The sequence below is a fragment of the Victivallis sp. Marseille-Q1083 genome (assembly GCF_903645315.1).
Lineage (GTDB): Bacteria > Verrucomicrobiota > Lentisphaeria > Victivallales > Victivallaceae > UMGS1518.
Genome location: NZ_CAHJXL010000002.1, coordinates 479,835 through 502,990, shown reverse-complemented (window position 1 = coordinate 502,990; position 23,156 = coordinate 479,835). Strand labels below are relative to the sequence as shown.

The 23,156-nt window shown below is 57.7% G+C and carries 17 protein-coding genes, 1 tRNA gene and 1 pseudogene; 7 read left to right on the top strand and 12 right to left on the bottom strand.

The genetic code is table 11. The features are described from left to right. The first annotated feature begins 39 nt into the window (after positions 1 to 39). The gene (locus tag HWX74_RS18135) at positions 40 to 1,239 is read left to right on the top strand and encodes an IS4 family transposase (protein ID WP_176014978.1); all 1,200 of its coding nucleotides are present in this window, start codon (positions 40 to 42) and stop codon (positions 1,237 to 1,239) included. A 339-nt stretch (positions 1,240 to 1,578) separates the two neighbouring features. On the opposite strand, the pseudogene HWX74_RS18130 reads toward HWX74_RS18135, so the two are convergent. From HWX74_RS18130 to HWX74_RS18090, 9 genes and pseudogenes are all read right to left on the bottom strand, one after another. Continuing rightward, positions 1,579 to 2,900, bottom strand: a pseudogene (locus HWX74_RS18130) (IS1380 family transposase). Between the two features lie 305 nt (positions 2,901 to 3,205). Beyond that, a tRNA-Met gene (locus HWX74_RS18125) sits at positions 3,206 to 3,280 on the bottom strand. A gap of 248 nt (positions 3,281 to 3,528) precedes the next feature. Next, the gene (locus HWX74_RS18120) at positions 3,529 to 4,440 is read right to left on the bottom strand and encodes a hypothetical protein (RefSeq protein WP_176014977.1); all 912 of its coding nucleotides are present in this window, start codon (positions 4,438 to 4,440) and stop codon (positions 3,529 to 3,531) included. Between the two features lie 15 nt (positions 4,441 to 4,455). Beyond that, on the bottom strand, positions 4,456 to 5,685 hold the full coding sequence (locus tag HWX74_RS18115; protein WP_176014976.1) for a DUF1015 domain-containing protein: 1,230 nt from the start codon (positions 5,683 to 5,685) through the stop codon (positions 4,456 to 4,458). Between the two features lie 33 nt (positions 5,686 to 5,718). Beyond that, positions 5,719 to 6,702, bottom strand: coding sequence for a dihydroorotate dehydrogenase (locus HWX74_RS18110; protein WP_176014975.1), 984 nt, complete (start codon positions 6,700 to 6,702; stop codon positions 5,719 to 5,721). Next, positions 6,638 to 7,420: a dihydroorotate dehydrogenase electron transfer subunit gene (locus HWX74_RS18105; RefSeq protein ID WP_176014974.1), complete on the bottom strand. Its 783-nt coding sequence runs from the start codon at positions 7,418 to 7,420 to the stop codon at positions 6,638 to 6,640. Before HWX74_RS18105 ends, HWX74_RS18110 begins: the two co-directional genes overlap by 65 nt. 119 nt (positions 7,421 to 7,539) lie before the next feature. Then, the gene (locus tag HWX74_RS18100; RefSeq protein WP_176014973.1) at positions 7,540 to 8,316 is read right to left on the bottom strand and encodes a 4Fe-4S binding protein; all 777 of its coding nucleotides are present in this window, start codon (positions 8,314 to 8,316) and stop codon (positions 7,540 to 7,542) included. Between the two features lie 364 nt (positions 8,317 to 8,680). Beyond that, entirely contained in the window at positions 8,681 to 9,730 is a 1,050-nt protein-coding gene (locus HWX74_RS18095) for an IS110 family transposase (RefSeq protein ID WP_176011898.1), read from the bottom strand. A 267-nt stretch (positions 9,731 to 9,997) separates the two neighbouring features. Continuing rightward, positions 9,998 to 10,807 (bottom strand): helix-turn-helix transcriptional regulator, encoded by an 810-nt coding sequence (locus HWX74_RS18090; protein ID WP_176014972.1) that lies wholly within the window; start codon positions 10,805 to 10,807, stop codon positions 9,998 to 10,000. Between the two features lie 141 nt (positions 10,808 to 10,948). Between HWX74_RS18090 and HWX74_RS18085 the strand changes: the two genes are divergently transcribed. Continuing rightward, entirely contained in the window at positions 10,949 to 12,241 is a 1,293-nt protein-coding gene (locus HWX74_RS18085) for an alpha-L-fucosidase (protein ID WP_176014971.1), read from the top strand. 72 nt (positions 12,242 to 12,313) lie between these two features. Here HWX74_RS18085 and HWX74_RS18080 read toward each other — a convergent pair whose 3' ends face one another. From HWX74_RS18080 to HWX74_RS18070, 3 genes are all read right to left on the bottom strand, one after another. Next, positions 12,314 to 14,251, bottom strand: coding sequence for a hypothetical protein (locus tag HWX74_RS18080; RefSeq protein WP_176014970.1), 1,938 nt, complete (start codon positions 14,249 to 14,251; stop codon positions 12,314 to 12,316). 138 nt (positions 14,252 to 14,389) lie between these two features. After that, a complete protein-coding gene (locus HWX74_RS18075) occupies positions 14,390 to 15,121 on the bottom strand; it encodes a type II secretion system protein (protein ID WP_217705019.1) in 732 nt (243 codons plus the stop codon). A gap of 296 nt (positions 15,122 to 15,417) precedes the next feature. Continuing rightward, positions 15,418 to 16,176 (bottom strand): DeoR/GlpR family DNA-binding transcription regulator, encoded by a 759-nt coding sequence (locus tag HWX74_RS18070; protein ID WP_176014968.1) that lies wholly within the window; start codon positions 16,174 to 16,176, stop codon positions 15,418 to 15,420. Between the two features lie 199 nt (positions 16,177 to 16,375). Here HWX74_RS18070 and HWX74_RS18065 point away from each other — a divergent pair, with 199 nt between their 5' ends. Genes HWX74_RS18065 through HWX74_RS18045 form a run of 5 tightly spaced genes read left to right on the top strand, consistent with a single transcriptional unit; the run spans position 16,376 to position 23,138 of the window. Next, positions 16,376 to 17,743 carry an aspartate aminotransferase family protein gene (locus HWX74_RS18065; RefSeq protein ID WP_176014967.1) on the top strand — a complete coding sequence of 456 codons (1,368 nt, stop codon included), beginning with the start codon at positions 16,376 to 16,378 and terminating at the stop codon, positions 17,741 to 17,743. Further along, positions 17,740 to 18,858 (top strand): Gfo/Idh/MocA family protein, encoded by a 1,119-nt coding sequence (locus tag HWX74_RS18060; protein WP_176014966.1) that lies wholly within the window; start codon positions 17,740 to 17,742, stop codon positions 18,856 to 18,858. The genes HWX74_RS18065 and HWX74_RS18060 overlap by 4 nt, the downstream gene beginning before the upstream one ends. Next, entirely contained in the window at positions 18,855 to 20,300 is a 1,446-nt protein-coding gene (locus HWX74_RS18055; protein WP_176014965.1) for a neutral/alkaline non-lysosomal ceramidase N-terminal domain-containing protein, read from the top strand. The genes HWX74_RS18060 and HWX74_RS18055 overlap by 4 nt, the downstream gene beginning before the upstream one ends. Next, positions 20,293 to 21,780 (top strand): FGGY-family carbohydrate kinase, encoded by a 1,488-nt coding sequence (locus tag HWX74_RS18050; protein WP_176014964.1) that lies wholly within the window; start codon positions 20,293 to 20,295, stop codon positions 21,778 to 21,780. Before HWX74_RS18055 ends, HWX74_RS18050 begins: the two co-directional genes overlap by 8 nt. Beyond that, positions 21,777 to 23,138, top strand: a complete 1,362-nt coding sequence (locus HWX74_RS18045) for a hypothetical protein (protein WP_176014963.1) — start codon at positions 21,777 to 21,779, stop codon at positions 23,136 to 23,138. Before HWX74_RS18050 ends, HWX74_RS18045 begins: the two co-directional genes overlap by 4 nt. Positions 23,139 to 23,156 lie beyond the last annotated feature (18 nt).

The following is a 23,156-nucleotide window of genomic DNA, read 5'->3' as shown; positions in this document are numbered from 1 at the left end:
TCATGCTATATTATCTTCATAGACAACAGGAGATTCGATATGGCACGAACCCAAGCGCAGTTGGCAGATAATTTTCGCGAGAGTGACTTTTTAACCTTGGCCTCATTGCTTGGGGTTGTTCCTTTTGAAGCCCTTTGCAATGCACTGACCAAGTGCGGACTTGCGACGCAACGTTACCGCAAACTGCCACTGGAATTGATGGCTTATTATGTTATTTGTCTTTCGCTGTATTCAAGCATTTCGTTGCAAGAGGTTTTGCGCTGCATTCTTGAGGGCTTTGACTGGCTGAAGATAAAAATGCCTTGCGGCGAGATCAAAGGGCGAGGAGGAATTTCACGTGCCAGGAACCGTTTGGGGTACAAGGCAATGCAATGTTTATTCGAGGATGTTTGTAAACCCCTGGCCCAGCCGGATACCATTGGCGCCTTTTATCGGGGATGGCGTTTGATGGCAATCGACGGCACAACCTTTGATTTACCGGATGAGCAGAGGAATCATGATTTTTTTGGCCGTCTGCCATGCTCCCGCGGGAAAACCGCATTTCCGCAATTGCGCATGACAACTTTACTTGAAATCGGTACGCGTGCGATTATTGGTGCGGCCCATGGGCCTTATTCTGAAGGGGAAAATACTCAAGGCAAACGACTTTTGCCGCTCCTGCAAAAGGATATGCTGCTACTTGCTGATCGTGGTTTTGGTTGCTATCCGTTCTTTTCCGAATGCATCAAAACTGGCGCATCGTTAGTGTTTCGAATCCGCAGCAATATGAAATTTGCAAAAGAAAAAATTCTGCCAGACGGTTCTTTTTTAAGTACGTTCTATCCTGGCGCGGAACAACGCAAGAAAACCAATGGCATTCCTGTTCGAGTAATTGAATATGCCATCAAAGGCTCCAGCGAAAAATATCGCTTGATAACCAGTATTTTAAAAGAGGAAGACGCTCCGGCTTCGGAACTTGCGGCTCTCTACCACGAGCGCTGGGAGATCGAATTGGCTTATGATGAATTGAAGAATCATCTGAAGCAACCAGGAGCCGCCTTGCGAAGCAAAACCCCGGAATTGATTATACAGGAATTGTTTGGATATCTACTTGCGCACTATACGATTCGCAGCTTAATACATCAAGCCGCACGGAAAAATAAGGTCGATCCAGACCGGCTTTCCTTTATCAATGCGGTACGAATTCTGTGCAGAAAAATCACTGCTGCTCATTTTCCCCCTCAAACCACAGGAAATTGAGTATATTCGCGAAGCAATCATTCAGGAGATTGCGGCAACAACTGCCTGGTCTTCTCGCGGGATTACACGAGAACGGGCAGTAAAACGCAAAATCAAAGGATGGAACATCAAGCAGGAGTTTTCATCCAAGACTGCTCCGCATGAATGCTTTATTGATTAAAGTAAGCAGTATTGGAATTAGCCTGAATGTTGCATGAAACTGTCGAATCGTCGAGAAATGTTCAGAAGATTCGGAAGTTTTTATTTTCAGAGTCGAATGTTGTCGTTTTTCAGTAAATTGAACATATTCCCCCTTCCCCCCGTTGTTGTTCTACAAGCCGGGGACAGCTCTCCAAGGTTTTATTCCCAAGTGATGATTTTCGCCGCGATCAAGTGCAGGAGTTCCTGATTTGGACAAGCACTTGAAAGAGCAACATAAATTTTTCTTGTATTCCGTCGAACAATAGCGCCGATTTTCACCAGGTATAACCGAATGCTGCCGCAGGTAGCTTCGGCAAATTCAGTTCCAGTCAGCAACAATGCCCGAAACCGTTCCATGAGAATGTATGCCAGACTTGAAAGCAGAAGCCGGAACTGGTTTGTTACAAAATCATGACAACTCGTCCGATCGGCAAAAAGGGCAAGTTGTTGCTCCTTGATCCGGTTTTCCATCTCTCCGCGGGCGCAATAGACTTTTTCATAAAAATATTGTCCGTCATTGTCAAGATTGGTGACGATGAATCGATTATTGGGGCCGAGTCTGTTGAATTCCGCTTTGGCAATGACCCGGCGAGGATATTTCCAGGTTCCTGCCGCGTACCTGAATTCAGTAAACAGTTTTGCTTTTTCCTGTGTTTTCATTATAAGCTGCTTCTGCTTGGGTTTGAAGTTTCTCTGAAAGCTTCAAAAGGCGTGAATTTTTTGCCAGTCCGACAATGTATTTGACATTATTTCTATCACGCCAGTTCAACATCTCCCGGCGGCAGAATCCGCTGTCGCCCCGAAAAATAATTCTGACTTCAGGCCACTCCTGACGGAAGCGTTTTACCAATAGCGAGAGAATTGCCCGGGAATGTTTTGCTCCATCTATTTTTGACGAGCGCAAGTAAGCCGTGAGCAATTGATCCCCGCAAACATACATACGGAAGAAAACAATAGTGATCATAATAGCCATGAAAAAAGCGATTTTCCTGCATCCCGTAAGTGAGGTTGTCGGTGGCATCGAAATCAAGAATCAACTCTTGAGGTGGCGTGGAAAAGCTCTCCACGAAGAATTCGACAAACAATCGGCTCAATTCAACGCAAACCTGGCGATCAATTCCATTTTCGAATCGACACAAAGTGCTTGGAGTAGCGAGTTGACGATCGCGGCCGATAACGGTTTGAATCAGCGGATCGTTTCGCAAGTCAAGATGGTCATTGAGGTCTTCAGGGCCGGCTATCAGCGCAAAGACTCTTTGACGAAGCATGTTCTGATAGGAATGTTTGACTTTTCCGAGCTGTCGAATATCAAAAGAATCCAGCAGTTTACCGGCGCGCCGGGTCAAACTAAGTTTGCAGTCCAATTCTTTGATAAAAAGCAATCCGCTGTCACTGCTGGTATTGCCGCCGCTGAAATTGAATTCTATTTTTCTGCTGTTCGGACCTTGAAAGAACGGAATTGAGTCGTTACATTTTGTCATAGACAGACCTCGGCATTATATTGTGACGTAAAATATTACAATATAATATATTAGTCGAGAATTCGCCTCTTCGTTTTGCGAAATCCCTGCAATATTTCAGGTTAGAAGCGTTCCCCGTTATATTTGATTACACTTTGATTACACTTTCCAGGGTTCAAAGGCTCCGAAGCCCCGTCATCCGGACAGGGACGGACAGGATCAGCAAGAAACAGAACAAAAGCTCCGGCAAGGGCAGTTGATCTGTAATCGCTTCGTAATCAGGATAAAAAGAAAGCGGACTCATCACTGAATCCGCAGTAGTTCATTGGTAGCGGGGGTTGGAATCGAACCAACGGCCTTCAGGTTATGAGCCTGACGAGCTACCACTGCTCCACCCCGCAACATGCTTCTCTATACTATAGAACATAATCGCTTTTTTACAACCCCCGCAGAATACTTTTTTCCGCCGAATTTCAGCAGTTTCCTAAAATTTGCAGACCATATGATGGTGAAAATCGCATTATGCCGCTGGCAACTATCGGAAATCATCTGCCGCACTTTCGGAAACTGGCCTCGCATATTGCAAGATGCGACCAGCGAAGTCCGCCACCGGGCCACCATTCGGCCATGGACCGAATCGTTTGTTTTTCTATTTTACTTTCAGGAGCGCCTGGCGTTTCGCCCGGCGGCGGTCATACAAAAACATCTGCAATGCGTTCCAGATATTGTGCCAGAGTACATAAAAAGTCGGTCCCATCGCCACCAGCGGGTTGGCGAAAGTCAAGGCCAGAAACAACGTGAACATCGTATTCTTCTGTCCAAGCGACTGGCTGCTTTCCCGCCTGAGATATTTGCTGCCCAACCAATAGCCGCCGATGAAATTCGCCAGGCAGATCAACAGGGAAATCACCGCAATTCCCAACAGCAGCGTCCACGACAGGTGTGGATTGCCGTGGAAGAAAAATGAAGCGTCAGCGGCGATGATGAAAAGAGCGCAGGACCAGGCGCCAAACGATAAATTGCGGCATTTGGCCGGCCATTCCTTGGCTTTCCGCCAAAACAGCCGAGTGATAACCGCCAACGCAACCGGCAGCCCGATAATGAACAATAGACTGTCGCCGACCGTGCCGACGAAATGCCAGGAAAACTGACCGGTCACCAATGGCAGCAGCAGCAACAGCGCCAGCGAGACCCCCAGATTGAGCAGCACAAAAGCCGTCACCACATAACCGACCCGGCCGTGCAGAAATCCCATCACTACCGGCGCCGCATTGGCCGTCGGCGTAATGCCGACGAAAAAAGCGGCCAATGCCCAATCTTCCCGGCCCGCCCAGTGCAGCAGAAAATAAGGGACTATCCCCATCAGCAAGTTGGCGGCCAACAGTTTGAAATGGCTGCGCTTGAGTTTCAATTCCCGGAATTTCAACTGCAAACACACCATATAGAGCATCCCGACCAACAGCCAGCGGATCAACCAGTTGAGCTGATGGGCCGCCGGACAGGCAAATCCGAGCGCAAAGGCCAGGAAAATCATTCCCGGCCGGATCAAGGCTTTCCACATATGACGCCGGAGTTTTCAGAAATTATGACAGACCAGGCCGTCGCGCAGTTTCGGTTCGAACCAAGTCGATTTCGGCGGCATGATTTCGCCGGCGTCGGCAATATCCATCAACTGTCCGACCGTCGTCGGATACATCGAAAACGCCACTTGATAGCTGCCGGAATCAACCAGCCTGGTCAATTCGCCGGTTCCGCGGATGCCGCCGATGAAATCAATCGCTTTGCTGGTACGCGGATCGGCGATGCCCAGCAGCGGCGCCAAGATGTTATCCTGCAGAATGCTGACATCCAGCCGCTCGATAACACCGAGACCGGCGGTGGCGAACTTCGGCTGCAGCAGCAACCAGCGTCCGCCGAGATACATACAGAATTCACCGGATTTTTCCGGTTGGGGGTTCCCGGTCACCACGATGGAAAATTTCTCCGCCACTTTGGCCAGAAATTCCGTTTCGGACATGCCATTGAGGCTCTTGACGACACGATTGTACGGTAAAATCCGCAATTGCGAGGCCGGAAACGCCGCCGCCAGGAAATAATTGTAATCCTCTTTGCCGGTATGCTGCGGATTCCGGGGCGCGCATTCCTGCATCGTCCGGGCCGCCGCAGCGCTGCGGTGATGGCCGTCGGCAATGTAAAAAACCGGAACTTCCCCGAACAATGCCGACAACCCGGCGCTGTCGGCGGCATCGGCCCGCCACAGCGTATGTTTGATCCGGTCGGCCGCAGTAAAATCGAACAACGGCTTCTGCCGTTTGATTTTTTCGACCAATTCATCGATCGCCGCCGAATCGCGGTAGGTGAAAAAAGCCGGGCCGGTATGCGAACGCAGTGTCATCACATGGCGGGTCCGGTCATCTTCTTTGTCCTGACGGGTTTTCTCGTGCTTCTTGATGACGCCATCGCGGTATTCCGCCGCCGAGGCGGCACCGAAAACGCCGGTCTGGACATGGTCACCCATCTGCAGCCGGTAGACGTACAGATGCGCTTCGGCGTCCTGCTTGAGCGGCACCTCCTGGCAAAGCCGTCGAAACGCCGCCGCCGCCTGGGCATACACCCGGTCGTCGTACAGACTGATGCCCAAGTCCAGATCGATTTCCGGCCGGGAAACATGCAGAAACGAATAGGGATTGCCGGCCGCCAGCGCCGCCGCCTCTTCGGAATTCACCACATCATACGGCACCGCCGCCACCGCCGCCGCCCGCTCCACCGTCGGCAACACCCCGTGAAAAGGAAGAAATTCAGCCATGATTATTCACCTGTCGTAAAGTTATGCAGACTATTACAATGCCGCGCCGATGATTTCCGTCACCGTCCGGCAGCCATGCCGGTCGAGAAACGCCTCGATCGACTCGATTACTCTCAAAGGCGCCAGCGGATCGGCGAAAATCGCCGTCCCGACCGCCACCGCACTCGCCCCGGCCATCAGAAATTCCACCGCATCCTCGCCGGTAACGATGCCGCCCATACCGATGATCGGCACCTTGACCGCCTGCGCCGTCTCGTAAACCATCCGGACCGCCACCGGCTTGATCGCCGGCCCGCTCAGCCCGCCGGTCCCGTTCGCCAGCTTCGGCCGCCGCGCTTCGATGTCGATCGCCATGCCGGTCAAGGTGTTGATCAGCGAAACCATATCCGAACCGGCGTCCACCACTGCACGGGCGAAATCACCGATCCGGCTGACATTCGGACTCAATTTGGTGATCAACGGCAATCCGGTCGCGCCGCGCACCGCCCTGACCACTTCGGCGGCCAGCTTCGGATCGGTTCCGAAAGCAATGCCGCCGGCCTTGACATTCGGACAGGAGATGTTGATCTCCAGCGCCGCGACGCCGGATGAATCGGCCTCCAGCCGGGCCGCCACTTCCCGGTAGTCCTCAATCGTCTTGCCCCAGATATTGACGATCACCGTCGCGCCGGTCGTCCGCAAAAACGGCAGATATTCCTCGCCGTGCAGAAATTTATCAATGCCGGGCCCCTGCAATCCAATCGCATTGAGCATGCCGCAACTGGTCTCCGCCACCCGCGGCGTCGGATTGCCGGCGCTGACGAACGGTGCGATCCCTTTGACCACTACCGCGCCCAGCCGGGCGATGTCGTAAAATTGATGGTATTCCCGGCCATAGCCGAATGTTCCCGACGCAGTCATCACCGGATTTTTCAGCGTCAACGTCCCGAGCTTCACCTGCAAATCGGCCACTTCAACACTCCTCCAGATAAACGTCTTTGACTTTGAATACCGGTCCTTCACTGCAGGTCCTGGCATAACGCCAGCCGGCGCCATCCCTGACCTTCACCACACAGGCGAAACAGGCGCCGACCCCGCAGCACATCAGGTGGTCCAAACTGATTTCCCCTTCTTCAAATCCGGCCTCCTGCAACAGCTTCGCCAACGCCAGCAGCATCGGCATCGGACCGCAGCCGTAAAAACGCAACGACCGGCCGGCGAAACGCCGCAACACTTCCGGCAGCAGCGCCGTGACGAATCCCTGCCGACCGGCAGAACCGTCATTGGTCGCCAACTGTACTTCAAATCCGGCCGCACGGTATTCATCGATCAACAACAAATCATCCTTGGAACGCGCCCCCAGCAGAACCACTCCGGGCTCCGGCGCCGTTTTCGCCAGCATATACATCGCCGCCGAGCCGTAACCGCCACCGACGATAACCGGCACTTCCCCGGCCGACGGCGGCGTGAAAGCCACCCCCAGCGGCCCCAGCAAATCGCAAACCGCCCCCGGTTTCAACGTCGCTAATTTCTTCGTTCCCTCGCCGACCACTTTATAGATCACCGTCAGCCGGCCGTCGGAGCCGACGTCGCAAATGCTGAACGGCCGCCGCAGAATCCGGTCGCGCAAATCGGTGATCCGGACATGGACAAACTGGCCGGCCCGGGCGGTACGGCAGATTTCCGGCGCATAAAAACGCACTTTGAAATAATCGAACTGCAACAATTCATTGCTGACAATTTCACCTGAAGTCATAATTCACTTTCACCTAGCTGCATGCAATTGGGATGGAACTGATAATTTACAGCCACATCAACCTCGCCGCAAGCGGCAAACGCGAGAATCTCGCAAACTCCGGCCGCAAACTCGGGCAATCACCCCGGAAGAAACAACTCATTGGACCTGGCGGACGAACAGACTTTTTTCAACTTCATCGCCGCCAGGCCGAGCATAACTCGATTCAATTGCCTGGCCCGCGACGGGCAGATCGCCACACAATGCATGCAACTGATGCACTTCGCTTTGTCCGTCTGATCCGGAGCATCCGCCGGAATGGCCTCGACCGGACACTCCCGGGCGCACTTGCCGCACCGCACGCATGCGCCGCCGGCCGACGGTTTGAGCGGTACGCCGTCATACAAGCGATACGGCCGATTGCCCGGCACTTCAACCGGCAGAATCCGCGCCGCACTCTCAAGCTGCTCTTTGATCCTGTCGGCAAAACGACGCAACTCCTCCCGATCCCGCTCGTCAGGCCGCCCGGCGGCAAATTGCGGACAAATCGAATGCTCCGCCACCGCCGCAACCGCGGCAACGACCACAAAACCGACTGCAGTCAACGTATCCTGCAATTCGAGCAGGGTATCCTCATAAGCCCGGTTGCCATAGGAAACCACTGCGACCGCCGGCGTGCAGCTGCCCCGTACCTGCCGGAGGCGTTCCACCGCCACTCCCGGCACCCGACCGCCGAAGGAAGGAACGCCGACGAGGCAAAGTTCGTCGCCGCCGAAGGACAAGGCGGCATAATCCGTATCGGCGCGCATCAGGTCAATCCCGGCAGACGCGCCCCACGCCCCGGCCATGCACGCCGCAATCCGGCCGGTATGTCCGGCCGGGCTGAAAATCAATTGATGGACTCCGACAATCTCCATAACCAACGGCTCCTATTATGAAAAAGTCAAGAGACTGACTCTTTCTTTGTTTGTATTTTTCCTGTTATTTGTTGTTATTTGCGAAACTCCGCCTCAAAGGGCAGAGGACTTCCATCTGTAAATATTTTTACAGTCTTCCAATTAAAGATTATCTTCTGGTTGCGGTTCGGGCAAAAATCGGACACTATTATTGACGACAACTCTTGAATGAATTCAAGGTTTCGCATTTTGCTGTTCCACTCTGAAATAGCACTCGCAAACTGTTTTACATGATCCCCTCGGATCAAGGAGCAAACGAACGACGTGCTAAAAAGAACCGAATTTCACAGTCACAGCAAACAGAATCTCCGAAACTACTTAAATCTTATTCACTTGCGGATACCATGTAATCACGTTCCTGGAGCCACACGGCCCGAAGCGCATAGAGCAATTTCTTGCCGATGATCGAAATAGCCCGTTGTGGACTGGCCCCCTTATGAAGCAAGGCTCCATATCTGGCCCGAATCTCCAGATTGTACGACACCGACCTCCACGCCGACTGGATCAGGATGGCATGCAGTTGCTTTTTCTTGCGATTCCCGGCGGATTTGACGGCCTCGTGTTCGCCGCTGCCGACCAACCTCGGTGCGAATCCCACATACGAGCTCAGCGAATCCTTGTCTTCAAAGCGCAGCAAGTCCCACAATTCGGCCTGCAGCATCACCGCCGTATGAAACCCGACGCCAGGTATACTCTGTAGATGCTTCTGTACTTTGTCGCGCTTCAAACGCTTCAGACACCGCCGTTCATCGCGGATCACATGCAGTTTCTCTTCTCTGAGAAAACGCAGTTCCCGCAACATGCTCTGCAAGGCATAATCGTAACGCTTTGCCGCGTCCGCATACATCATTTTCAAAGAACTTCCAGACCAACTTCCAAACTTCAACCCCATAAAATTCAGGTGTCCTTTGATCCGGTTTTTGACCCTGGTTATATTGCCGGTCAGTTTCGTTTCACGTCTGACCAGGTTTCTCAATTCCAAATTATCTTCAGGCGGAATATAGATCCCTTCCAATGTCCGGTTCTCCAGTTCCCGCGCCAATTTTCGGCTGTCCACCGCATCGTTCTTGCGGTCGCGCTCCTTGCCGCTGGTCGGCACGTCCGCCGGGTTGATTACGATATTCTCAATCCCGAGCTCACACAATCGCCGGTGCGCCCAGAATCCGCTGAATCCTGCCTCGTAAACGCTCCGGTACTCGGCGCCCGGATAGTTCATCTTCAGATACTTCGCCAACATCTCAGGGCTCGGATTCATGCTGAACTTGTCCAGTTCACGGTGGCAATGCCGCAAATTCACCACCCAACTTTCCTTGTGCACATCAATTCCGACAAATATCACTTGACCTTCGAACGATACCGTGCTACATTTTCTCATGGCTGATGTCTCCTTTTGTGATGTTTTAACTGTCTGCATGACTCTGTCCGTCAGAGCCGATGTCTTATTTTACAGTATCACATCTTTGAGAATCAGCCTCTTTCATTTCATAACCGCTACCTCATTCCTTTTTACCATAGCAACTGTTTTTTTTCGAACGGAATGGAATTTTTATGCTTGCAGGTTATCAGTATTCCGAGCAATATATCGGCCCGCGGCGGCAATTACAAGCGAATTGCCCGGCAAACTCAAACGGCACACCGTCCTTTACGGCCGGGTCGGCGGCAACCGGCGGAAATCGCGCGGAGAAATGCCGTATTCCTGTTTGAACGCTTTCGACAGATGGAACGCATCGCCGAAGCCGGTCTCCTCCGCCAGCGTCGAAAGTTTGCGGTCGCTTTGGCGCAGCAGCCGGCGGACGGTCTCCAGCCGCCGCCGCAACGCATAACGCGCCGGCGTAGTACCGAACAATGCTTTGAATTCGACAAAGAACTGCGATTCCCCCATGCCGGCCGCCGCCGCCAGCTCTTTCACGCGGACGCCCCGGACCAGGGGCGCGTCGATCAGCCGCAACGCCCGCGACAACCGGCGCAGCCGCCGGTCATGTTCGGCCGGAATGGCGAATTCGGCCGCCTGCCAGAACCGGCCGAACAAATCGTAAATCGTTCCCAACGCCATCAGCCGCTCGCCGGCCGTTCCCCGGCTCTGCGCCGGAACCCGGCCGAAACGCTGCGCCAGCGCCGCTCCCTGCTCCGGCAATTCGACCGGATGCGGCGTGACCAGGTTGAACAGATGAACCTCGTGCCGCCACCAGACATCGACATGCGCCCAGACCAGCCGGATCCGGCTTTGCGTCTGAAACTCCAGCGGCGCCCGGGCCGGCAGCAGATAATAGGAACCGACCCGGAATTCCCCCGCCGTCCCGCAGCAGCGGTAACTGCCGCCGCCGTCGAGAATCAAATAGATGCGCGTGTCCGGGTTGTCGCTGCCCAGACGGTAATTCCAATTGCGAAACGTCATTTCATTGATCGAGCTGTGCGTAATCGCAATTGACAATTGATCGATGATATCAAACACGGAATTTCTCCATTTTCGGACTAATGTACATGTTTTTGCCATAAAAAACAATTTTCTCCGGGCCTCTTTCGATGTATAATATTTTCAGACCACAACACACCGGCCAGGCCGGATGGAAATTACAACAGACGAGGAAGCAAAATGACTTATCCGCATGGTGATTTGAGTTGGTGGAGCGAAGCGCGTTTCGGGATGTTCATCCACTGGGGCCTCTACGCCCTGCCGGCCCGCCACGAGTGGATCCGCAATTTCGAGCAGATCCCGACCGAAGATTATCAGAAATATTTCGACCACTTCGATCCGGACCTTTTTCAGCCGCGCGAATGGGCGCGTCAAGCCCGGGCGGCCGGCATGAAATATTTCGTCATCACCGCCAAACACCACGAAGGATTCTGCCTGTGGGATACGAAATACACCGACTACAAAGTGACCAACACGGCGGTCGGACGGGATTTGCTGCGCGAAGTCGTCGACGCCTTTCGCGCCGAAGGCCTGCAGGTCGGCTTTTATTATTCGTTGATCGACTGGCACCATCCGGATTTCACGGTCGACGATCTCCATCCGCTGCGCGACGATCCGACCCAGGATGAAAAAAACAAATCCCGCGATATGAGAAAATATGCCGAATACATGCGCAACCAGGTCACTGAGCTGTTGACCGAATACGGTAAAATCTCCGTCATCTGGTTCGACTTCTCCTATCCTCACCTGAAACGCGGCAAAGGCCGCCACGACTGGGAATCGGAAAAATTGCTCGCGCTGGTGCGCAAACTGCAGCCGCAAATCATCATCGACGACCGCTGCGACCTGCCCGGCGCCGGCGATTTCCGCTCGCCGGAACAATTCGTGCCGCAGCGCGGCGTCACCGACCAGGCGGGCAATCCGGTCCCGTGGGAAGGCTGTCAGACCTTTTCGGGCAGCTGGGGGTATTTCCGCGACGAAATGAGCTGGAAATCCCCGAGCCAACTGCTCGGCATCCTGATCCGCCATGTGTCGCGCGGCGGCAATTTGCTGATGAACGTCGGGCCGACCGGCCGCGGCGGCTTCGACAGCCGGGCGGAAGCGGCGCTCAAGGTTTATGCCGACTGGATGAAATTCAACAGCCGGGCGATCTACGGCTGTACGATGGCGCCGGCCGAGTTCCCGGAACCGGACTGCTGCCGCTACACTTACAACCCGCAAAGCCGCCGGTTGTACCTCCATATTTTCGACTGGCCCTTCCGGCTGCTGGAATTGCCGAAGCTGGCCGGCAGAATCGCATACGCTCAACTGCTGCACGACGCCAGCGAAGTCGCTTTCGCCGATGCGCCGAAGCAAAGCAACGACAACGATTATATGCACGAAAACATGCCGCCGGACAGTTGCGTTCTGACCTTGCCGGTCCGGAAGCCGGATATTGAAATCCCGGTCGTCGAAATTTTCCTGAAACAATAAAAAATACCTACTCCGTCAATTTGGAGTTTTTCGGCCCGCCCGGAACTTCGGGCGGGCCCGCAGCGGCATCGCCTACCGGCTTATCTTCAGGATGATGTTTTCATAGGGATACAGCGAGTGCGGGATGCGGATGCCGTCCGGCAGCGGTTCACAGGCCGTCTCACACCATTCCCCGGCACCGGTCAATCGTTCCAACCGCCGGACCGGCGCCTTCAAGCGCAATTCGATCTCCTTCAGACAATCGAAATTGAGGTTGCAGACCAGCAGCAATTCTCCCGCCGGCAATCCGGCGCTGAGCGCCAGAACATCCTGATCGCTCTCGACGGCGACCTCCAGCCGGCCGCCGTTCAACCGTTCCAGCGTCCGGATCAGCAAGCGCCGGCGCAACGGATGCAGCAGCATCGGCATGGTCAGCGGCTGGCTCCACACCGCCACCCGGCCGCCGCGGCTGTTGTCGAACACCGTCACGCCGCTGCCGACCGGCGTCCCCTGCTGCGCGCAATGATACGGCAGTTCCTGCAGTTGCGACAACGTCAGCGTTCTCTCCGACAGCGGCGTCAGTAACGGCGCACTGCCGTCGTTCATGAACGGCAGCCGCGCGCCGGTGGCCAGATCCAGTTCACAACCGCAACGGAAAAATCCGGCGACCACCCCGACGCCCAAATCGGTTTCAAAGCCCCGCTCGGCCAGAGCCAGCGCCGCCGAACCGTCCAGCAGCAGACGTTTCTCCAGCAGCGCCGCCACTTCCGCGTCGGAAAAAAACCGCAGCATATCGCCGCTGACCAGAAAAATGCCGTCCCCTTCCCCGAGTTCGGCATAGCGTCCGGGAATACCGTAATGATTCGTCACCAGGCACTGCCAGTCGGCGGCATAAAAACATTCCCAGGGCCGCAACGGATGCCAGAGTTTCCGGTAAGATGCCGGCGACGGCAACGGCGTCACCAGCCCGGTCGGCCGCGCCGATCGCATCGTTTCGCGCAAGACCGCATAACGGCGGCGGTTTGCCGCCAATACCGCATCGTAAGGCGCTTCGGCCGCCGCATCAGGCCAGTTCAGGTTGGTCAACCACAATTTGGCGCCGTCGAGCCCGTTCCAGGCCGCCAGCGTCAATTTGGTATCCAGACCGACGGCGGCCTTGCTGTAACGGTGATGCGGAAACGTATCGCTCTCGTCCAGCAAATCGGCCTCGGCCGGCATCATCCGATTCAGCGCCTGCGTCCGATAGTGCATCGCCGGCAGATCACGGATATCGCGTTCCAGGTAATTGGCATTGCACAGGCGGATGAACGGCCGGTGACGGCCGGCCAGCACTCCGGCGATCCGGCCGGCGCTCAACATCTCGTACCCCGGTGTGCAGTAACCGCAATTGATTTCCGGGGCAACCTCGTCGATCGCCCGTCGCACCAGCGCGGCCAGTTCCAGCAGATTGCCGATCCGCAGCGTTTCAAACCGCCGCAGGCACGGGTCCTGCGGCGAAGCCGCCCGCAGCCGGGAGCGCAATTCATCCGCACCGACCGGCCGGTCGTTTCCGGCATTGAACTGCGCCAGATGCCGCGGACAGAAGCACTCCAGACCATGCCCGTCAATCTGCCGGAAATCATCGTCGACAAGCAAGGCAAACGGCTTTTCGGCCGCCATCGTCCGGACCGTCGCGGCCAGATAGTCCCGGAAATCGGGATTGAGGATGCAATAACGGTCGCTGGGCTCTCCGTCGACCGTTTCAACCCGCGGCCAGGAAGCGACGCCGGCCGGGGCGCCCGGCCAGCCGTGGCCGATCAAGCTCTGGAACAGAATGCCGACCTTGATGCCGCTCGCCTGCAGCGCGGCGCGATATTGCCGGAAGATCCGCCGGAACAACTCCACTTTTTCCGCCGGCTGCTCCCCTTCCGGATGCAGAGTCATGCACAGCATCACTTCATCCAGACCGGCAGCGGCATACAGGCGCTTCGCCTCGGCGACCATATAGTCGATTCGGTCCGGAAAGAGCGGCACAATATTGATCAGGCGCATTTTCTTTTTCCTTAATTCATTTTATCCAGTGACGCGATACCATAAAAATATCCGGCGCGATTTGCAAGCTGCCATACCTGAAAAACCACCGGAAACTCCCGTTTTCCGGTGGCGCACTTCACCTTGCCGGTCCGGAATTCACTTGCCGTCACAATCGGTGTCCCACGGCAGCAGCACGCCGCCGGCATAGTCCTGATCGCGGAAACTGTGCACGCTGCCGTCAACGAAGGAACCGGTCGCCTTGCCGCGGTGCCAGTCGTATGCCGCCGCCCACGTCGCGGCCACGTGTTTGGTACTGGTCCCCAACTCCGCCGCCGCCAGCGAACCATTGTGGGTTTCGATCAGATAAAGCTGGGCGGACGGCATCTGCACCGACGAAAAGGTCCGCGGGTATTTTCCGCCGAAATAAGTGGTACTCCAATAGCTGTCAAAGGCCCTGTTCACGCCATAGCCGGTATAGACGACACTGGCTCTGCCATCCTTTGGAATCGCCCACGAAATCGACCGCAGCCATGCTTCCATGCCGGCATACGATATCGGACACCAGAATACTTCAGCGGTAGTGGCCGGTTCACCGTCGATGAAAATATCATCGCTGCCGTCGCCGACATAGGATTTCAAATAATAGGCGTAAAAGAAGGATTTGTTTTCCACCGGATCATATTGGCTGTTGGCCGGGAAACGGTCGTCATTGTCGCCGCCGTACATATGCGCCGCCAGCATCACCTGTTTGAGATTGCTCTTGCACAGCGTTTCGATCGCGGCGGCTTTGGCCCGGCTCAACGCCGGCAGCAACATGCTGGCCAGAATGGCGATGATCGCAATCACAACCAACAGTTCAATAAGGGTGAATTTTTCCGCTCTTTTCATCTTCATTCTCCAATTTTTTGCTGGGGAGTTCCGGCGGCCCGTCTTGTCCTGACGCCCGTCACCATTGGTTTCTCTGAGAAAAGAGTATAGCAAAAAATTGCCGCCAGGTCAATTACCCGGCAGGAAAAAACGCCGTTGCGCCACGGAAAAAAAGTTAAAAAATAACATCGTCTTCCAATCGCCCATCGCCAGGAAAAACAGTCTGGCCGGGTTGAAAACGGATGGCCGACGGCGACACCGAACCGCATCCAGGCCCGCTCCGGAAGGCTCCTTATTCCAGCAGAATCAAGACGGGATTACGCTTTCAACGGCACCTGGATAATTTTCACCTTCTCCCGCCGCAAGGCATCCGCCGCTTCCGCTTCCAGCCGATCGTCGGTCACCAGCAGGTCGACCTCCCGGACTGCCGCGAAACGGGTCAACGCCTTGCGGCCGAATTTGGCGCTTTCCGAGATGATCGCGACATGGTCGGCAATGCCGATCGACCTGGCTTCCAGCCGTGACAAATTCATGTCCGAGGTATAGAACCCATATCCCGGCAGAGCGCCGTCACAGCCGGAAACCGCCCATTCGACCTGAAACTCGCCGATCTCCCGCTCGGCAATCGGTCCGATCAAATCCAGCGAGGTCGAACGCAGTTCCCCGCCCGGCAGAATTACCTGACAGCGGGTTTGAAACAACGCCGCCGCCGCCGGCAGGAAGTTGGTGATCACCGTCATCCGCCGGGTGTTCCGCCGCGACAGCACCCTGGCGAACGCCAGCGCGGTGAAACCGGAACTGATATACAAACTGTCCACCGGCATGATCGCCTCGTACAACGCTTCGGCCAGAGCGAATTTTTCGGCGGTCAGCAGCAGTTTGCTGCGCTCCGGCTCATAACGGGCCGGATGCAGAATCGCCCCTCCCTTGACCATCAGAATCAAATTCTGCGCTTCCAGTTCCCGCAGGTCCCGCCGCAATGTCATCTCCGTGACACCCAGTTCCGGCGCCGCCTGCCGGATCCGCAAGGCGCCGTGCTGCAGTATTTCCAAAATCCGTCGATGCCGCTGATGCATAGTCACTTCCTCCCGTGTTGTTAATTAACATCATCCGGCCGATCATGGCAACCTGAAATCGCTCAAATAATGTTAAATAATAACATTCAGTTGCGCGAAAAAATCTCCCGAACCGGCTTTCCGTCTTGTCTCCGGCAATCGAATACGATATACTAAAAACAAAACAACCAATCACTGAATCATCGAAAGGAACCGCATCATGGGACAGTACAACCCTGCGCCGTATCAGCTCGATTTGACCCAATACCCGCACCTGGTCACCGAGACGATTCCAGGCCCGAAAAGCGCCGCGCTGCACCGGCGCGCCACCCGATACTATCGCGGCCTGTCCGGCCAGGTCCGGCTCTTTCCGGTCGCCTTTGAACGCGGTTCCGGCTGTTCGCTCGAAGATGCCGACGGCAATCGCTATATCGATTTCTCCAGCGGCATTTACGTGACCACCCTCGGCCATTGCCATCCGAAAATTTCCGAGGCGGTGGCCAACTACGCCCGCCAGCTGATGAACGCCCACGATTTCACCACCGAGATCAAAGTCCGGCTGCTCGAAAAGATGGCGGAATGCCTGCCCGGCGATCTGAAGAATTTTCAACTTTACGATTCCGGCACCACCGCGGTCGAAGCCGGTTTGCGAACCTGCCGGGCCGCCACCGGCAAACACGAATTCATCAGTTGTTTCATGGATTTCCACGGCAAAAGCGGCCACTCCATCGGGCTGGCGCGGATGACCAGATTCAGCGGCTCCGGCCGGCCGGAGGGATTCTATCTGGCGCCGCGACCGGATACCTACCGCCCCTGGTGGACCCGGCCGGACGGGTCGCTGGACACCGAACAATATCTCGAATTCTACGATAAGTTCATCCGCGAATCCACCACCGGCCAGGTGGCGGCCTTCGTCGTCGAGCCGATCCAGGGCTGGGGAGGCAGCATCATGCCGCCGGACGATTTCTTCCCGAAATTGCGTAAATTCCTGGACGAGCGCGGCATCCTGCTCTTTGCCGACGAAGTGCTGACCGGCATGGGCCGCACCGGCAAATACCTGTGCATGGAGCATTGGCAGGTGCTGCCGGACATCGTCACCCTCGGCAAAGGCTTCGGCAACGGTTTTCCGGTGACGGCGATGGTCGTCCGGACCCCCTATGCCGACGCAGTCGACAAAATCAGCGCTTCGACCAGTTACGGCGGCAATCCGATGGCCTGCGCAGCGGCGCTGGCCTGTTTCGAGGTCATCGAGGAGGAAGGCCTGCTGGAACATGCGCAGGAGCTGGAAAAATTGTTCCGGCGCCGAATGAGCGGCTGGACGAGCCGTTACCGGATTGTCGGCGACACCCGTGTCAAGGGCTGTCTGCTCGGCGTCGAACTGGTCAAGGACAAGCAGACCAAAGAACCGTATGAAGAAGCCGGACGGCTGGTTTACCAGAAGGCATTCCGCCGCGGGCTGGCCTGGATTCCGGCCGGACACATCCTGCGGATGAGCCCGCCGATCGTCATGCCGGAGGAAGTGGCGCTCAAAGGCATGGACCTCATCGAGGCCGCGATCGCCGAAACCGAAAAGGAGCTGCTGGGATGAAAATTTACCGCGTCGGGCTGCTCGGTTTCGGTTTCATCGGCAAAGTGCACGCCTATGGACACCGGAATATCCCGCTCTTTTACGATCAGCAGGAATTCGGCAGCGTCATCACCGGAGTCTGCACCTCCCGCCCGGCCACCGCCCGGCAGGCCGCCGCCCGGCTCGGGGGCGTCCGCCCGGTCGACGATTATCGGAGCCTGATCGACGATCCGGCAATCGACATCATCGACATCTGCACGCCGAACGACTGCCATGCCGCCGCCGTGCTGGCGGCGATGGCGGCCGGCAAACATATCTACTGCGACAAGCCGTTGTGCGCGACGCCGGCGGAAGCCCGGCGGATTGAAGCGGCACTGCCGTCCTATTGCGGCATCGCCCAGATGACGCTGCAGAACCGCTTTTTTCCGTCGACGCTGCGGGCCAAAGAGCTGATCGACGCCGGCGAAATCGGCGACATTCTGGAATTCCGCGCCAGTTACCTGCACGGCGGCAGCGCCGATCCGCACGCGCCGTTCAAATGGAAACTGGCAGCCGGCACCGCCGCCGACCTCGGCAGTCATATTCTGGATTTGATGCACCACCTGCTCGGCGACTTTACCGAATTGAGCGCCGTCACCCATATCGCCTATCCGTTCCGGCCGATGGCCGGCGACCCGTCCAGGCTGGTTCCGGTCACCGCCGAGGACAACATGCTCGTGACGCTGCAACTGCCCAACGGCGCTGGAGGAACGATTTCAGCATCGAAAATCGCCACCGGCGCCGAGGATGAAGTTTCCTTTGAAATCTACGGCAGCAAAGGAGCTTTGAAATTGCAGCCGATGAACTTCGACAAACTGTTCTTCTACTCCACCGCCGCGCCGGCGTCCCCGCTCGGCGGCAAGCGCGGCTGGACGGCGATCGATTGCGGCCAGCGCTACCCGGAACCGGCCGGATTCCCGACCCCCAAGGCGGCGATCGGCTGGCTGCGCGGCCATCTGCACTGTCTGTACACCTTTCTGGAATCGGTTCACCGCCGGCAGGCGCTCGGACCGGATTTGCGCCAGGGCCTCTATCTGCAATACCTACTCGAGAAAATCCGGGAATCGGCCGCAAGCGGAAAGCGGGTGAAACTATGAAGGAACTGCTGATCGGCTGGGGCGAAACGGACATCACGCCGGCCGACTGCCGCATTGAGTTGTCCGGCCAGTATTACCAGCGGGTGGCCTGCGGCGTCCATTCCCGGTTGAAAGCGGTGGCGGTGGCGCTGCAGCAGGGAGCGGAAAAACTGGCGCTGCTGGCGCTGGACGTGGCGGACATACCCGCCGCGCTGCAGCGGGAAATCCGGGAACTGGTCCGGACGGAATTGCCGGACCTGCCGCCGGAACGCCTTGTCGTCAACGCCACCCATACCCACAATGCCCCCTATACCAGTCCGAAAGGCATCTTTGAAGAGTGGATGGTTTTCGATCCGGATTTGACGACGCCGGCGCAATATCTGGACCTTCTGCGCCGCCAGGCGGCGGCGGCAGTCCGGCAGGCCTGGCAGACCCGGCGGCCCGGCGGCGTGGCGGCGGCCTTCGGCCGGGTCCCGATCGGTCATTGCCGCCGGGCGGTTTATGCCGACGGTTCGGCGGAAATGTACGGCGACACCGGCCGGGCCGATTTCACCGGCCTGGAATCCGGCGAGGAGTCCGGCGTCGAAATGCTGTTCACCTGCGACAACCGGAAACAATTGACCGGCATGCTGCTCAACGTCTGCTGCCCGGCCCAGGTGATGGAGGCAACCGAACTGATTTCCTCGGACTATCTCGGCGCCGTCCGGGAGCTGCTGAAAGAAGCACTGTCGCCGGAATTTCACACCCTGTGCCAGATCGGTGCGGCCGGCTGCCAGTCGCCGCGCGATCTGCTGCGCCGCAATCAATCCGAACCGGACGGCTGGCACGCCGACACGGTGCAATATCTGGCCGGCAAGCTCGCTCCGGTCGTCACCGCCGCCGCCTGGCATCTCGGCACGCTCGATTTCACGCCGGTTTTCCGGGTGCGGCAGGCACGACCGCAACTGCCGCTCCGGCCGGTTTCAGCCGCGGATTTCGCCTTGGCCCAGACCGAACTGGCCCGCCTCGCCGCCGGGGGTTCCGAGGAGGCGGCTTTTGCCGCCTTCTGCCGGGAGACCCGGGACAGAGCCGCCCTGGGCGGACCGGGACCGTATGACGACAAACTTCACGACTTTTCGCTGATCCAGAATCACAAAGCCACCGTCGCCCATTACCGGCGCCGTCAGCGCGAACCGCTCCTGCCGGCGGAATTGACCGCCTTTCGAATCGGCAGCAGCGCCTGGGTGACGGTGCCGTTCGAACTCTTTTTAACTTACGGGCAGATCATCCAGGCGCGTTCAGCTGCGGCACAGACGGCGATCGTCCAGCTCGCCGCCGGCTATTACGGTTACCTGCCCAGCCCGGAGGCGGAACGGCATGGCGGTTACGGCGGCCTGGTCATCAACGGCCCGGTCGGCTCGGACGGCGGGAAACAACTGGTCGAAGCGGCACTGGACCTCATTCAACGGCTGATGTATGAATAATCACCTTTATTTTCTCGGTCTGGATATCGGCACCACCGCGGTCAAGGCGGCGGTATTCGATCCCGCCGGCATCAGGTGCGGTTCCGCCCTGGTGGAATACCGGCTGGAAACGCCGGCGCCGGATATCGTCGAATTGAATCCGGAACTTTACTGGCAGGCAGCCCAGCAGGCGATGGCCGCGGCGGTCGGTCAATCCGGCCTCGCTCCGGCCCGGATCGCCGCGCTGGCGGTCACCGGACAGGCGGAAACGCTGATCGGCGTCGACCGGGACGGCCGGGCGGTGCGGCCGGCAATCGTCTGGCTGGACAACCGGGCCAAAGCCGAGGCGGCCGAATTGGAAAGGCAATTCGGCAGAGAGAAACTGTTCCGCTTATCCGGACAGCCGGAGATGCTGCCGGCCTGGCCGGCCGCCAAAATCCTGTGGCTGCGGCGGCATGAACCGGAGGCGTTCAGGCGCACCGCCAAATTCCTGATGGTCGAGGATTACATCGCCTGGCATCTGACCGGGCAATACGCCACCTGCCGCGGTCTGCTGCCGTCAAGCAGTTATTATAATTTGACCACCGGCCGGTACGCGCCGGAAATGCTCGACTTTCTCGGCATCACCCAACGGCAACTGCCGACCTTGTTCGATCCCGGCCAATGTTACGGACCTTGCCGCCGCTGCAATTCGGTGATCGCGGCGGGAACGCCGGTAGCCGCCGCCCCGTTCGACCATATCGCCGGCGCGCTCGGCGCCGGCTGCGTCATGCCGGGCACCATCGCCGCGTCGACCGGCAGCTCACTGGCGATTTTTGCCGAATCCGGCCAACTTTGTTATGATGAACAGCGACGGATCGGCACCTACTGTTCCTTTCGGCCCGGCGCTTATGCGCTGCTGCCCTGGGCGCCGACCGCCGGTATGCTGCTCAAATATTTCCGGGATCAATTCGCCGGGGAAGTCTCCTATGCCGAACTGGACGCGCTGGCGGCGGCGGTGCCGCCCGGCAGCGACGGACTGCTGCTGCTGCCGCATTGCGCCGGTTCGGTATCGCCGCTGACCAATCCGGGAGCGCGCGGCGTCGCTTACGGCATCACGCTGGCCCACCACCGGGGCCACTGGGCGCGGGCGGTGATGGAAGCGGTCGCCGCGCTGCTGCGCGACAACCTGGCCGCCCTGCCCGGCCGGAACACCAAAATCCGGGAAATCCGCCTGCTGGGCGGACCGGCCAGAAGCCCTCTGTGGCGGCAGATTATCGCGGACACGCTCGGGTTGCCGGTCACGCTGACTTCCGGAGACGAAACGCCGGCCCTGGGAGCAGCGATGCTGGCCGCCATCGCCGCCGGCTTTTTTCCCTCGCCGGAAGCGGCCGCCGACGCGATGGTCCGTATCGCCGAACGGGTTCAGCCGGGCGAAAATGCCCGATACTACGCGGAATATTTCCGGCAATACCAGCAACTCAATCAACTCTTAATGCCAACCTTTGGAGGCAGACTATGAAAATTCGTGCCGGTTTCGTCGGTTTCGGCGAAGTCAATACTCCCCGGGAATTCATCGACAACCGCTGCCGGGCGGTCGAAACGGAACTGCGGCGGCGCGGCGTGACGCTGGTCACCGCCGCCCCGGTGGCAGACGACCCGGCCGGCAGTCAGGCCGAACGGGCGGTAAAGGAGCTGCAATCCGGCTGTTTCGACGCATTGGTCGTCTGCATCGCCGGCTGGATTCCCAGTTGGGCGGTCATCAAAGTCATCGAAAATTTCCGTTCTCTACCCATCCTGCTCTGGGGATTGTCCGGCTGGAACGACGGCGGCCGCTTCGTCACCACCGCCGACCAGGCGGGCAGCACCGCGCTGCGGGCGGTGCTGGAAGAGCTGGGCTACCGCTTCCGTTATCTGGTGAATTTCCGGGACGCGCCGCCGCGTTGCGACGAAGCGCTGGAATTCCTGACCGCCGCTTCGGCCGCCGCCGAGCTGCGCCAGGCGGTGATCGGCATGGCCGGCTACCGGGACATGCGGCTGTACGGGACGATGTACGACGGCCTGCTGCTCAAGCGGGTGCTCGGCCTCGAAATCGAACATTTCGACCTGGCCGAAGTCCAAACGGCGATGTCTCTGGCCGACGACGACGCCATCGCCGCCGCCCGCGCCCACATCCGGCGGCACTGGCAATTCGTCCGGCCGCCGCAACCGGCGACGCTGGACCAGTCGATCCGGCTGGCGCTGGCTTTCAAGCGAAAGCTGCTGGAACGCCGTTACCGGGCCTTTTCCTTCTGCGATGTCGACGGCATCAAAAAACTCTTCCGGTTCGCTCCGGCCGGCGCCATGACGCTGCTGCACGACGAACTGGCCATTCCGACCGTGCCGGAAAATGACGCTTACGGTACCGCCACCGCGCTGCTGCTGCAGCAACTGACCGGCCAACTGCCGTTCTATCTGGAATTTTATGAATTTTCCAGCCGTTCGGCCTTGATGGGCGTACCGGATTACGTGCCATCCGCCGCCGTCGACGGCCGGGTGACCATCCTGCCGAACACCTTCGGCAGTTTCGGCGAAGGCCTGCTCAACGTTTCCAAATTGAAAACCGGAACAGTCACCCTGGCCCGCCTGTCCGTGAAAGATGGCCGTTTCCGGCTGCATGCGGCCGTTGCGGAAACGACGGCGCCGGCAAGCTGGGAAGAGGCCGGCTGGGCGCCGCCGGCGCCGCAATTGCCGTCGCTGGAGATGAATTTCGCTTTTCCGGCCGACGATTTCCTGGCCGAAGTTGCCGGCCAGCATTATATTGTCTGTTACGGCGACCGGCTGGGCGTATTGCGGCAATATTGCGCCATCGCCGGCATTGACTCAGTGGAAACGCGCTGAGCAAGCAGTTGATACACA

What these genes read in the sequence shown, in the direction of transcription:
- HWX74_RS18110 (WP_176014975.1), bottom strand. Translation starts at nt 6,702, where the DNA reads ATGCCAGGACCTGCAGTGAAGGACCGGTATTCAAAGTCAAAGACGTTT.
- HWX74_RS18095 (WP_176011898.1), bottom strand. Translation starts at nt 9,730, where the DNA reads ATGAGAAAATGTAGCACGGTATCGTTCGAAGGTCAAGTGATATTTGTC.
- HWX74_RS18075 (WP_217705019.1), bottom strand. Translation starts at nt 15,121, where the DNA reads ATGAAAAGAGCGGAAAAATTCACCCTTATTGAACTGTTGGTTGTGATT.
- HWX74_RS18135 (WP_176014978.1), top strand. Translation starts at nt 40, where the DNA reads ATGGCACGAACCCAAGCGCAGTTGGCAGATAATTTTCGCGAGAGTGAC.
- HWX74_RS18085 (WP_176014971.1), top strand. Translation starts at nt 10,949, where the DNA reads ATGACTTATCCGCATGGTGATTTGAGTTGGTGGAGCGAAGCGCGTTTC.
- HWX74_RS18105 (WP_176014974.1), bottom strand. Translation starts at nt 7,420, where the DNA reads ATGACTTCAGGTGAAATTGTCAGCAATGAATTGTTGCAGTTCGATTAT.
- HWX74_RS18100 (WP_176014973.1), bottom strand. Translation starts at nt 8,316, where the DNA reads ATGGAGATTGTCGGAGTCCATCAATTGATTTTCAGCCCGGCCGGACAT.
- HWX74_RS18045 (WP_176014963.1), top strand. Translation starts at nt 21,777, where the DNA reads ATGAAAATTCGTGCCGGTTTCGTCGGTTTCGGCGAAGTCAATACTCCC.
- HWX74_RS18055 (WP_176014965.1), top strand. Translation starts at nt 18,855, where the DNA reads ATGAAGGAACTGCTGATCGGCTGGGGCGAAACGGACATCACGCCGGCC.
- HWX74_RS18065 (WP_176014967.1), top strand. Translation starts at nt 16,376, where the DNA reads ATGGGACAGTACAACCCTGCGCCGTATCAGCTCGATTTGACCCAATAC.
- HWX74_RS18115 (WP_176014976.1), bottom strand. Translation starts at nt 5,685, where the DNA reads ATGGCTGAATTTCTTCCTTTTCACGGGGTGTTGCCGACGGTGGAGCGG.
- HWX74_RS18070 (WP_176014968.1), bottom strand. Translation starts at nt 16,176, where the DNA reads ATGCATCAGCGGCATCGACGGATTTTGGAAATACTGCAGCACGGCGCC.
- HWX74_RS18080 (WP_176014970.1), bottom strand. Translation starts at nt 14,251, where the DNA reads ATGCGCCTGATCAATATTGTGCCGCTCTTTCCGGACCGAATCGACTAT.
- HWX74_RS18050 (WP_176014964.1), top strand. Translation starts at nt 20,293, where the DNA reads ATGAATAATCACCTTTATTTTCTCGGTCTGGATATCGGCACCACCGCG.
- HWX74_RS18060 (WP_176014966.1), top strand. Translation starts at nt 17,740, where the DNA reads ATGAAAATTTACCGCGTCGGGCTGCTCGGTTTCGGTTTCATCGGCAAA.
- HWX74_RS18120 (WP_176014977.1), bottom strand. Translation starts at nt 4,440, where the DNA reads ATGTGGAAAGCCTTGATCCGGCCGGGAATGATTTTCCTGGCCTTTGCG.